Genomic DNA, 12,282 nt, shown 5'->3' with positions numbered 1-12,282 from the left:
CCCAAAAAAAGAAGGCGTTAAAAACTCATAAAATCCCAATTCACTATTGGGATTTTTTGTTTCTTTATCTTTTTAAATCCCCTCTACTATGAAGCACATTTTATGGCTTACAATTTTTGCGTTTTTTGGTTTTACTGCCGTTTCAAACGCACAGGAACTTAAGCGATCAACCACACTTGAAGCACCGTTTCCTTTTAATCCAGATAGTTTGGTTTTTCAGATTAAAACCTTGTCTTCTGATGCATTTCAAGGCCGACGTACAGGTACTGCAGGTGCCGAAAAAGCGAAAAATCATATTATCAGAAAATATAAAAGCCTCAATGTGCTACCTTTTACTGAGGACTTTCAGCAATCGTTCTCATTTGTTTCTAGAGGAAAATCGTATTCAGGCATGAATATTTTGGGCTATGTTAAAGGTTCAAAACATCCGAAAGACTATATTGTAATCAGTGCACATTATGACCATGAAGGCATAAAAAACAATCAAATTTATAATGGTGCTGATGATAACGCCTCAGGAGTAGCTGCATTATTTGCCTTTGCTGAATATTTCGAAACCCATCCGCCTGAACATTCGGTTATTCTGGCTGCTTTTGATGCAGAGGAATTGGGTCTTTCAGGATCACGTTATTTTGTTACAAATTCTATTGTCCCACTTGAGCATATTAAGCTCAATATGAATATGGATATGATTAGCCGCAACGACAACAATGAACTTTATGCCGTTGGAACAGCATTTAATAGCACCCTAAAAAATGTTATTTCAAACTATGAGAATTCTGAAAAGTTGACACTTTTAATGGGACATGATGGTAAGGATGGTATAGAAAACTGGACGATGTCTTCAGATCATGCGCCATTTCATCAAAAAAATATTCCTTTCTTATACTTCGGCGTAGAAGACCATAAAGACTATCATAAGCCTACCGATAGGTTTGAAAATATCCATCCAGAGTTTTACAAAAACGCTGTAAAAACTATAATTTCAATTTTCAGTACATTAGACGCGATGCGCTTTTAAATAAAACTTTTCACGTATGGATCACCCCACTACCTATTACCAACAGAACATTGAGCGCTACCAGGCCGAAGCGAATGCCCTATATAAAAAAACGACGTTCTTAAGTTTGTTGCGTATTCTAGTGTTTCTACTTACGGTATTAGGCATTTACTTTACATTTTCTAACTGGCAACTATCAGCCGGAATCGCTATTGTTGGCATCGTCGTGTTTGTAGCACTATTATCTAAATACACCGATATTAAAGCACAGAGAGCACTTAAAAAAGCTTTGATAGAGGTTAATGAAACCGAACAAGCGATTGGTTCAGGCAATTTTCATGACCGAGATCGAGGTCAGAAGTTTCAAGATCCTTTACATTTTTACAGCTTAGACATCGATTTATTTGGACGGGGGTCATTTTTTCAATTCATTAATAGAACTGTTATTGATGAGGGCACTCAAAAATTAGCAGCCGCACTTAAAGCAAACTCCGTAGACGCGATCGTACAGCGCCAAGAAGCCATTAAAGAACTCGCTTCAAAACCGGAGTGGCGACAACTCTATTCCGCTACAGCAAGTTTGATAAAAGTGGAAACCTCTGCAGAAAAAATTATCAGCTGGCTTAAAAATCACAAATCATTTTTACCAAAAGTAATGAAATGGTTTCCTTACGCCTTTTTGGGAGGAACAATCATCATGTTCTCATTGTTCTTTTTTCAAATCATAAGTATTGGATTTATAGGCTATTGGCTGTTATTGGGTTTGGTTATTACAGGTGCGTACTTAAAGAAAATCAACGACTTATCTTTCCATACTGAGAAAGTTAAAGAAACATTCAAACAATACACCTTACTGCTGAAGCAAATTGAAAACGAGGTCTTCACTTCCGATGTACTAATCGAAAAGCAAAATATCATTCGATCTGAATCAGAAAAAGCCTCGGTTATTTTTACCAAACTCTCTAACGCCCTCGATGCCTTAGACAATCGGAACAATTTAATTTCAGCAATTTTTGGAAATGGGTTTTTACTGACCGATTTAAAAAACAGTTATAAAGTGGAGGAATGGCTTGCCGCTTATAAAGACAAAGTAGAAGATTGGTTTGAGGTGGTTTCTTTTTTTGATGCTTATAATAGTTTGGGAAATTATGCCTTTAACCACCCACATTATGTGTTTCCAACAATCACAAACGGGGAACATGTTATCAATGCCAAAGAGTTAGGCCATCCGTTACTAAAAACCGAAAAGCGCGTCGATAATGATTTAACCATTGATAATGAACAATTCTTCATTGTTACCGGTGCTAATATGGCAGGAAAAAGTACCTTCTTAAGAACGGTTTCCCTTCATATAGTTATGGCCAATGTTGGACTGCCTGTTTGTGCCAGCTCAAGCGAATACAATCCTGTAAAACTGATTACAAGCATGCGCACCAGCGATTCCCTAACGGATGATAGTTCGTACTTCTTTTCAGAACTGACACGATTAAAATTCATCGTAGATGCCATTCAGAATGAACCTTACTTCATCATCTTAGATGAAATTTTAAAAGGCACCAATAGTACCGACAAAGCTATCGGCTCGCGCAAATTTGTTGAAAAACTGGTGGCGTCAAACGCTACTGGAATCATTGCTACCCACGATTTAAGTTTGTGCGAAATTGAAAAGGAACTAGAGGAAGTCAAAAACTACTATTTTGATGCAGAAATCATTAATGATGAGCTCTACTTTGATTACACCTTCAAAACTGGGGTTTGCAAAAACATGAATGCCAGTTTCTTGTTGAAGAAGATGGAAATAATTTAAAGTTTTGCATTAATCTAAGCCCTATCTGACGACAAACAAAACGAAGGTTTTTACTTCCATATTTCAAGATGATATCCGATGATTTTATAAATTATTCCAGAGTCAAGATAAAAACCCTTCCGTCTTTTAGCTCTCTTTGGAGCTAAAATCCACCTTCCCTTGAGAGGGAAGGAATTTTAATCATGTTCTTGAAATTAACTTCAGCTATAGAAATGACTGAACCAAACGTATTTAGGTTTTGATTTGGCTATGAGATAAAGATTCCACTTCTGTTTCCCGAGATTAACTACGTTGAACCTAAAGGTTTGCTGCCTTCATTTCGACAGGCTCAATGTAAACGCAGGAATTGGTCAGATGACCTCAAATAATTTCCCAGGTAACGGCCTAATCACTCCTTTAAGCTCCATATTCAAAAGTACACCAGCCACTTTGAAAATCGGCATTTTACATTCTAAGGCAATAATATCCAAAAGTTGGGGCTCAATGGTTTTTAGAAAATTATAAATGATTTTCTCATCGGCATCCAATTCTACAAACATTTGTTTTTGGATAGCAGGCTTTTTGTCATTTTCCAATTCCCAATTTAAAATATAGGGCACATCCATCGGAAGGGATAACAGATGTGCTTTTTGAAATTTAATCAAGTTATTACATCCCGTACTTTGCGAATCTGTGGTTCGACCAGGAACGGCAAAAACATCCCGGTTATAGGAATTGGCAATATCAGCCGTAACCAAGCTTCCACCCTTTTCAGCAGATTCAATAACGATGGTGGCTTCACTAATCCCAGCGATGATTCGGTTGCGCTTTAAAAAATTCTCTCGCTCAGGATTGGAAGTACTCCAAAATTCGGTTAGAAAACCACCATTCTTTTCAATTTCTGCCACGTATCTCTTGTGTACTTTTGGATAAACCTGATTCAGGCCATGCGCCAAACAGCCTACGGTTTGCAGATGGTGTTTTAATGCTGATTTTTGGGCCGTAATATCCGTTCCGTAGGCAAATCCTGAAATAATAACAGGATTGAAAACGGATAATTCCTCAATAAGTTGTTCACAAAATGCCACGCCTGAAGAGGTAATCTTACGAGTTCCTACAATACTGATCAATCGCTGTTGTTTCAAATTGACTTTTCCGGATTGAAATAAAAGGATAGGTCCGTCAATACAGTGTTTTAATTTTTCAGGATAGTTGTGATCCATAAAATATAAACATAGGATATCATTGTCCCTGATAAATTTCAATTCGGCTTCTGCGGCAAGCAAATGCACTTTGTTATTAACATCTTGCAACATGCTGCTCCCTATTCCGTCAATTTTCAGAAGATGATTTCGCTTTTCTTTCAACACCGCTTCCGCAGATCCGCAATGTGCAATCAACTTTTTGGCAGTAATATCACCTATTTTGGGCACATTTTGAAGTGCAAGAATGTAAATTAAGTCCTGATCTGACATCTATAGGATTGATTAAGAGGATAAACAGTTTAAACTTAAGCAATGTTAATAAATAGTAGGTGTTTAATTTCCAACAAAATCAAAAATTCATAACTTTGTTTCAATGCATATAGAAACTTACATAAGCGATTTACTCTACCGTTACGACTGCGTAACGATTCCGGAATTTGGTGCATTTTTGACCAAACGTGTCTCGGCAAAAATTGATGAGAGTAACCATACCTTTTTTCCACCTAGAAAGGTCATTTCATTTAATGAGCAATTACAGCATAATGACGGGCTATTGGCTAGTTATATTGCCGATGCAGAAAAGATTCCCTATGAAGTTGCCGTTCAGAAAATTAGCAAACAGGTCAAATCGATCAAATCCTTTTTAACTGAAGGTGAAACGCTGAGTTTTAGTACTATTGGCGATTTGGTTTTAAACAGTGATGGCAAGGTTGTTTTTGAACCGTCCCATAACAGCAATTACCTAACGGATGCTTTTGGCCTTACGGAATTCAAATCGTCCAACGTTAATCGTGAAGTTTATAGGCAACAAGTAGAATCTCTTGAAGACGTGATTCCAATTTCCATCACTCCAGAAAGACGGGCTTCAGCAGCCTCGTCTTCTAGACCTTATCTGAAATATGCAGCCGTGGCACTTATTGCCTTAACCATTGGCGGATTTGCGGCGTCAAGTTTTTACAATAATCAGGTAGAAACCCATAATCAACTGGCTCAAGAAGCTGCCAACGTACAATTGGATGCCAAAGTGCAGGAGGCAACCTTTGTTATTGAAAACCCATTACCTGCCGCCACCTTGAATGTTGAAAAACAACAGGGCAAATTCCATATTATTGCGGGTGCTTTTAGAATTGAGGAAAACTCTGATAAAAAGGTGGAACAACTCCAAGAACTCGGATTCAAGGCCAGGAAAATTGGTGTGAACAAATACGGTCTGCACGAAGTGGTCTATTCCAGTTATGAAAACAGCAACGAGGCTTTGGTGGCTTTACGTGATATTCGCCAGAACTATAACAAGGAGGCTTGGTTGTTGGTAAGAGAACTTGAGTAGAACTTACGATTTCTGAATTTTTCCAAGCGCTATCTAAAATTTACGATTTTTGATTTACGAGTTACGACTGGCTGCATTCCATGATTATTTGTGAATTTACCTGAACATTACTGTTAGCATCTTCTTTGATTTTTGGGCGGGCTCCTATGAACCTGTCAAAAACCGCAACGACAAATTTGATTAAAAAACTTCATCATCAGTTGCGCATTTATGGCAAAAAATCACAAATCCAACCTATCTTTGCACTTTGAATTCAAAAACACTTTTCATGCAACCCAAACACCCAAATGATTCCGTCTGTATAATGACCGATTTGGTACTCCCAAGTGAAACCAACCCTCTTAACAATCTGTTTGGAGGAGAATTGTTGGCGCGTATGGATCGGGCTGCTAGTATTGCTGCAAGACGTCACAGCCGACGCATTGTTGTGACGGCCTCTGTTAACCACGTTGCGTTCAACAGAGTCATTCCTTTAGGAAGTGTCGTGACCGTTGAAGCGAAGGTTTCTAGAGCGTTTAAAACCTCTATGGAAGTGTATATTGATGTGTGGATTGAAGATCGCGAATCTGGCATTAGATCCTTAGCCAATGAAGCGATTTATACTTTTGTAGCTGTAGATGAAACGGGGCGTCCAACCCCAATCGATCCCATAGTTCCTGAAACTGATTTGGAAAAAGAACGGTTTGAAGCGGCACTAAGACGCAAGCAATTAAGTTTGGTATTGGCTGGAAAAATGAAGCCAAATGAGGCTACAGAGCTTAAAGCTTTGTTTCAGTAATTATAGAGCGTTTAAAAAATTGGTGGAATTGTTGGTAAAAAACACCAACAATGGCGTCAAAACACCAACAAAGGCTTATAAATCCAATTTTTATAGAGTCATATTGAGTTGTTAGCGGAAAACACCAACAACGGCGTTTGAGTTGGAAAACACCAACAATGGCATAATACCAAAACGACATCCCATCAATTACGTCTAAAGCTTTATTGCTAGGAAATTACCTCACTATCCAAGCGGAAGGATCCTGAAATTTTGAGTCTTTATAAATGTGAAACCACAAGAGGCATTCGCCATTGGATGGGTCGGTAAATACTTCGCCAATATCTTGATTGGTAGTCACCTTGTCCCCTTTTACCACATACACTTTCGATAAATTTTTATAAACAGTTATATAGTTACCATGTTGGATCAAAACCCAAGGATTTCCGGTTTTTGTTCCCTGAACTGCTAACACATCACCATTAAAAACCGCTCTCACCTTGGCATTTTTATCCGTTGCAATCCTGATGCCGCTACTATTTATTTCAACGGTATTATCAATGGATGACCGTTGTTTTCCATAACGCACTTTAATGACTCCGGTACGCACTGGCCAAGGTAATTTCCCTTTATTGGTTTCAAACCTCGCCTCCAATGCTTTGGCTTCAGGTGTTAATGCGAATCCTTTGGAAGTTGTTTCAGATTTACCTGCTTTTTTATTAGATGCTGCAATCGCTTCTCTAATGAGCTTTTCAATTTCTCGGTCAATTCTATCGGCTTCCTGCTGTTTGGTCTTAATTTGGGAAGCATAAGTACTCATGTTTTTTCTTACGGAAGCCATGAGCTTTTCATGCTCTTTCACATCAGCCTCCAACCTTTGTTTTGCCAATCGGTTTTCTTCCACCAATTTGTCCTTGTCTTTTTTCTGCCTAACTAAAGTAGTGTTCAGCTCTTGCAGTTTCTCAGTTTTACGTCTGATTTCCTCGCCTTGCTCCTTTTGGTAGTCGGTATATTGCCTAATGTACTGAAGTCGCTTGTAAGCCTGCTTAAAGTTCTCTGAGGACAATAAAAACATGACTCGGCTTTGTTCTGATTTGCTTTTATAGGACTTAACTACCATCGCGGCATAATCTTCCTTCAAATATTTCAATTGATCGCGCAGACTGGTTATTTGCTTTTGATTGGTATTGATTTCCCTTGTCAATAAATTGGCCTGGTCGTTGGTGACTTTAATAAGGTTTTGACGCACATTCACCTTATAATTCAAATCTTCAACCGTTGTAATTATAGACTTTTCCTCTTTTCTTGTGGTGAAGAGCAAGTTATTGATCTGTTGAATTTCCTTCAGAATAGACTGACGTTTTGCCTCCAATTCCTGCTGCTTTTTACTTTGTGCGTTCATGGCGAACGTGCACAAGCAAAAAACTAAGATCAATCGGAATATGTTAGGACGGTTACGCATTATTCAAGTTCAATTTCTTTATATCCTGACGGAATGTTGAATGGGAAACGGACTTCGCCGTTTAGATGTATCGATTTAAAATCGAGATCGATGATGATTTCATCGTTTTTTTCCACTGCAATGATACGAATGTTTTCAGGAAAAATTTGCTTGCTCACGTCTTGATATTTCTTGTAATCTATCTGTAGCATCCGTTTCTCCAAAGGTTGATACAATTGTTGTGAATCCAACTTAAAAAACCCTGGATTTATCAAAAAGAACAACTCAAACATAGCGCGCTGGTCTTTGGGATGCAACACATAAGAATCGTCGTTGGGAGATGTGACATAGGTATCTGCTTTCAAATCAAAGATTGGTTCGCCAAGAAAGATGTTCTGAATCTTTTCGAAGTCAATATCAGTACCTAAAATTTTACTCAACAATGAAAAATCTCCATCAAAATACTGATTGTTGAGTTTCTCATAAAATCTGACGCTATCTTGGGTAATCATCACACGAGCCATTCCCAAGGGCGCACTCATCCAGATGGCCTTATCCTTTTCCATCCTTAGGGTAACCGTAGTTCCATTAACTTTATTTCCTTCGGTATAATCAATACGGACTTTAGCTTGTAAGGTTTTAAACCGCACATCCTGTTTTCCGTTCTCCCGGATGATTTGTTTTGCGGTCATGCTTTTGTCAATTACAGCATTGGAAGTTAGGGTTTTGGTAGATCTACATCCTACACTCAAACCTAATATAAGTAGTAAAATACTTAATTTGTAAAGTCTCATTAATTTTGATTTGTTAAAGCAGCCGCCTTTTTTGCAAAGGTTTCAGATTTGGAATTATTATTGTTGAGTTTGTAGGCAAGACTGAGCTGTGTATAAAAATCGGCTTCCATTTTTGGATCTTCAATCACGTAATCCAACCCAGTTTCTAAACTTGCGATAGCTTTTTTGCCTTGTTTCAATTTATTATGGGCGACGCCATTAATCAAATACAATATCGGTTGTGCTGGGAACAGTTCTAAAGCCCGTTCACTTTTGGCAATGGCTTTTTCTTCCTGATTTAAGTCTATTTGGAGCAACAAGGCATCTTTTATGACCGAAAAATTATTCGGTTCCAATTTTAAAGCGTCTTCAAAATACATCAATGCCTTTGGTTTATCTTCAAGTTTTAAATAGTATTGCGCCAGTTCCACCAAGGTTTGAAAGCTTTTATTTTCATCAATCAGTGCTGTGATATCAACAAGATCTTTTTCATGTTCCGGATTCTTGGACACAAAGTTTATAAAATCATTGAGCACTTTTGTTTTGGCATCGGGATTAATTTCTGGAGCCGTCAAAACTATTTTCATTGAACCAATTGCCTTTTCTGTCTGATTTCTGTCCAAGTAAAACTTGTATAAGGCCAAATGCACCAACTTCGATTCTGGATGCACTTCTAATAATTTTTGTGCAGTTTCATAGGCTTTCTCTGTTTCTCCAGTTTCGCTGTATCTATAAATAAGCGCCAGATAATTGGTTTCATTTTGAGGGTCCTGATTAAGACGTCCTTCAAGATTTTCAATGCGGGCACCTTCACGTCCCGTGAGGGTATAGATCTGATTTCTCAAATAATCTCGATCAGCACTAATACCAAATTCTTTATCCAGTTCATCCAACAGTTTTAAAGCATCTTTATAATCTTTGTTTTTGATATATAAAGATGCCAGATCCTGTCTATAATCTGGATGGTATTTCACTAATTGTTTGACTGTTTTTATGGCATTTTTAGTATCGCCCTGTTGGTTATAAACATCATAAAGTTCATCCAAATACCACTCGTTATCAGGTTCTTTGGACACCGCTCTTTTTAAGGCATCTTCAGCAGCGCCAAAGTTTTTAAGTTTGCTGTAGTTTTTGCCCAATTGATAATACACCACAGGTTTATCATCCAGTTTTCTACACTTTAAAAGGGCATCAATAGCACGCTGGTAATTTTCAATGCCTTGTTGCTTTAAGGCTTCAAAAAAGTACTCTTGAAATTGGTCTTCAACATTCCCAAGGTCATCGGTTGGTTTTTGGTTGAAATCAACTTGCGCATGAGAGGTTTGAGGAATGATAAGCATTCCTAAAAAGATGATTAATATGTGGAACTTGTGGTTCATTTTTTTTCTATGTCCTGATAATTATCTGGAGCACTAATGTTTGGCTAGGATTGTTGAAATTATTATGAGTTTGTAATTGACTTTATGGCATCTATTTATTGACAAGATTAACTACGTTGTACCTAAAGGTTTCCTGCCTTTATTTCGACAAGCTCAGCAACCTCGCAGGAATTAGGCTAATACAGAATAATCTCCAATACTGATCGTTTTAAAATTCCCATCATAATGCACGTGATTCCCAATCATGGCCTCATCTAAATTAGCGTTTTTTATGACGCTATTTGTTTGTATCAAACTGTTTTTTATAGTGGTATCCGTTATGGTGCAATTGTTTCCAATGGACACATTTGGACCGATGGTTGCATTTTTTAAGCTGACATTTTCTCCAATAAAACAAGGTTTAATAATCTTTGAATTTTCTAAAGTTACTGAAGCAGCTATCATTTGTTCTTCGCCATCTGCCTGCAAAAACCCTAGCATTCTAGTGTTTGTTTCCACGGTAACCGCTTTGTTGCCACAATCCATCCATTCTTCAACTTCGCCAGTTTTAAAGACCTTGCCTTTCGCCATCATGCCTTTAATCCCATCATTGATTTGATATTCGCCACCATTAATAATATTATTGTCCAAAACTATTTGGAGTTCTTGTTTAAGAACGTTCACATCTTTAAAGTAGTATATCCCAATAACCGCTAAATCGCTTACAAAGTCCTTTGGTTTTTCTACAAGTTCTACAATTTCGTTTTTGTCGTTCAATTTGACCACGCCAAACGCTTCTGGTTGATCTACTTGCTTGACCCAAATCACGGCGTCGGCTTCTGGATCCAAATTGAAATCGGCTCTGATTAAAGTATCGGCATAAGCAATCACTGCCGGACCTGAAAGTGAATCTTTGGCGCACATAATGGCGTGACCTGTACCTAAGGGTTGATCTTGGCGATAGATGGACGCTTTGGCTCCTAAGTCTGTAGCCAATGCGGTTAAACTTTCTACCACATCATCTCCAAAAAAAGCCGGATCGCCCAAAATGAAGGCAATCTCATCAATTGGTTGATTTAAAACTTTGGCAATATCCTTTACCAAACGATGGACAATGGGTTGACCCGCCACCGGAATTAATGGTTTCGGAACTGTTAATGTGTGTGGGCGCAAACGTGAACCACGTCCTGCCATTGGGACTATTATTTTCATATCCAACTACCTGCGAAGGCAGGTATCTATTTTAGGTTAATAATTACTTACATTAGGCAAGTATCTACTATGTTAAACTTAATACCTCCGTAGGCAGGTATCTATTTTGGTTAAACTTATTTTTTAAATTTATTATAATTCAGATTCCAATTTAAACTTATATCCATCCAGCTTAATACCTGAGAAGGCAGGTATCTATATAGGCCAAACCTATTCCCTCAATCTATTATAATTCAGATTCCAATTTAAACTTATATCCATCCAGCTTGGATTAATTTCCTCAATAAGCTTAATTTTCCACTCCCTTTTCCATTTCTTCAAACTTATCTCACGTTTTGAGGCTTCTAATCCGTTGTTATATTCTTCCAAGTAAACTAATCTGTCGCAATTATATTTTGCAGTAAATGATTTCGGATAAACTTTTAATTTGTGCTCCTTTACTCTTTCTTCAATATTATCCGATATGCCAATATATAAAACACCATTCATTTTATTGGTCATTATATAGATGTACCACAGCTTCATAAATTCAAACATGAGATTAATAGTACTCGATTTAAATTATATTTCTTTCAGCAAAAATCCCTTTTCTTTCAACAAGCTATAAGTATAAAAATCTGCAAAATTGATGTTTTGTATTCTTCATCATGAGATTCCTGCCTTCGCAGGAATTCTAAGGATACACTTTTAATTTATGCTCCTTTACTCTTTCTTCAATATTATCCGATATGCCAATATATAAAACACCATTCATTTTATTGGTCATTATATAGATGTACCACAGCTTCATAAATTCAAACATGAGATTAATAGTGCTCGATTTAAATTATATTTCTTTCAGTAAGAATCCCTTTTCTTTCAACAAGCTATAAGTATAAAAATCTGCAATATTGATGTTTTGTATTTTTCATCATGAGATTCCTGCCTTCGCAGGAATTCTAAGGATAAACTTTTAATTTATGCTCCTTTACTCTTTCTTCAATATTATCCGATATGCCAATATATAAAACACCATTCATTTTATTGGTCATTATAAAGATGTACCACAGCTTCATAAATTCAAACATGAGATTAATAGTGCTCGATTTAAATTATATTGCTTTCAGCAAGAATTCCTTTTCTTTCAACAAGCTATAAGTATAAAAATCTGCAATATTGATGTTTTGTATTTTTCATCATGAGATTCCTGCCTTCGCAGGAATTCTAAGGATAAACTTTTAATTTGTGCTCCTTTACTCTTTCTTCAATATTATCCGATATGTCAATATATAAAACACCATTCATTTTATTGGTCATTATATAGATGTACCACAGCTTCATAAATTCAAACATGAGATTAATAGTGCTCGAATTAAATTATATTTCTTTCAGCAAGCTGAAAGTATTTTATTTTACTCATCTGTATAAATGTTGACAATATCGA

13 protein-coding genes are annotated in these 12,282 nt (G+C 37.0%); 4 read left to right on the top strand and 9 right to left on the bottom strand.

Annotated elements, in window-relative coordinates; genetic code table 11:
• Positions 1-88 precede the first annotated feature (88 nt).
• Together ESZ48_RS02070 and ESZ48_RS02065 are read left to right on the top strand one after the other, a co-directional pair.
• Complete coding sequence (locus tag ESZ48_RS02070) at positions 89-1,021, top strand: M28 family peptidase (RefSeq protein WP_129015638.1); 933 nt, start codon at positions 89-91, stop codon at positions 1,019-1,021.
• Positions 1,022-1,037: 16 nt separating this feature from the next.
• Entirely contained in the window at positions 1,038-2,807 is a 1,770-nt protein-coding gene (locus tag ESZ48_RS02065) for a MutS-related protein (RefSeq protein WP_129015637.1), read from the top strand.
• Between the two features lie 350 nt (positions 2,808-3,157).
• On the opposite strand, the gene dprA is transcribed toward ESZ48_RS02065, so the two are convergent.
• Positions 3,158-4,261: a DNA-processing protein DprA gene (gene dprA / locus ESZ48_RS02060; RefSeq protein ID WP_129015636.1), complete on the bottom strand. Its 1,104-nt coding sequence runs from the start codon at positions 4,259-4,261 to the stop codon at positions 3,158-3,160.
• Between the two features lie 103 nt (positions 4,262-4,364).
• On the opposite strand from dprA, the gene ESZ48_RS02055 reads away from it, so the two are divergent.
• Together ESZ48_RS02055 and ESZ48_RS02050 are read left to right on the top strand one after the other, a co-directional pair.
• A complete protein-coding gene (locus ESZ48_RS02055) occupies positions 4,365-5,318 on the top strand; it encodes an HU domain-containing protein (protein WP_129015635.1) in 954 nt (317 codons plus the stop codon).
• 268 nt (positions 5,319-5,586) lie between these two features.
• Positions 5,587-6,096 carry an acyl-CoA thioesterase gene (locus tag ESZ48_RS02050; RefSeq protein WP_129015634.1) on the top strand — a complete coding sequence of 170 codons (510 nt, stop codon included), beginning with the start codon at positions 5,587-5,589 and terminating at the stop codon, positions 6,094-6,096.
• A gap of 217 nt (positions 6,097-6,313) precedes the next feature.
• Here ESZ48_RS02050 and ESZ48_RS02045 read toward each other — a convergent pair whose 3' ends face one another.
• The 8 genes from ESZ48_RS02045 to ESZ48_RS02010 form a co-directional block, all read right to left on the bottom strand.
• Entirely contained in the window at positions 6,314-7,477 is a 1,164-nt protein-coding gene (locus ESZ48_RS02045; protein WP_223266330.1) for a murein hydrolase activator EnvC family protein, read from the bottom strand.
• Positions 7,478-7,536: 59 nt separating this feature from the next.
• The gene (locus ESZ48_RS02040; protein WP_129015632.1) at positions 7,537-8,310 is read right to left on the bottom strand and encodes a DUF4292 domain-containing protein; all 774 of its coding nucleotides are present in this window, start codon (positions 8,308-8,310) and stop codon (positions 7,537-7,539) included.
• Positions 8,310-9,668 carry a tetratricopeptide repeat protein gene (locus ESZ48_RS02035; protein ID WP_129015631.1) on the bottom strand — a complete coding sequence of 453 codons (1,359 nt, stop codon included), beginning with the start codon at positions 9,666-9,668 and terminating at the stop codon, positions 8,310-8,312. The genes ESZ48_RS02040 and ESZ48_RS02035 overlap by 1 nt, the downstream gene beginning before the upstream one ends.
• Before the next feature lie 171 nt (positions 9,669-9,839).
• On the bottom strand, positions 9,840-10,859 hold the full coding sequence (locus ESZ48_RS02030) for a sugar phosphate nucleotidyltransferase (RefSeq protein WP_129015630.1): 1,020 nt from the start codon (positions 10,857-10,859) through the stop codon (positions 9,840-9,842).
• Positions 10,860-11,069: 210 nt separating this feature from the next.
• Positions 11,070-11,384: a GIY-YIG nuclease family protein gene (locus ESZ48_RS02025; protein ID WP_262707955.1), complete on the bottom strand. Its 315-nt coding sequence runs from the start codon at positions 11,382-11,384 to the stop codon at positions 11,070-11,072.
• Positions 11,385-11,532: 148 nt separating this feature from the next.
• A complete protein-coding gene (locus tag ESZ48_RS02020) occupies positions 11,533-11,649 on the bottom strand; it encodes a GIY-YIG nuclease family protein (RefSeq protein ID WP_223266329.1) in 117 nt (38 codons plus the stop codon).
• A 148-nt stretch (positions 11,650-11,797) separates the two neighbouring features.
• Positions 11,798-11,914, bottom strand: coding sequence for a GIY-YIG nuclease family protein (locus ESZ48_RS02015; protein WP_262707953.1), 117 nt, complete (start codon positions 11,912-11,914; stop codon positions 11,798-11,800).
• A 148-nt stretch (positions 11,915-12,062) separates the two neighbouring features.
• Positions 12,063-12,179: a GIY-YIG nuclease family protein gene (locus ESZ48_RS02010; protein ID WP_262707952.1), complete on the bottom strand. Its 117-nt coding sequence runs from the start codon at positions 12,177-12,179 to the stop codon at positions 12,063-12,065.
• Positions 12,180-12,282 lie beyond the last annotated feature (103 nt).

It is taken from the genome of Gelidibacter gilvus (assembly GCF_004115975.1).
Lineage (GTDB): Bacteria > Bacteroidota > Bacteroidia > Flavobacteriales > Flavobacteriaceae > Gelidibacter > Gelidibacter gilvus.
This window is presented reverse-complemented; position numbering and strand designations above follow the sequence as displayed.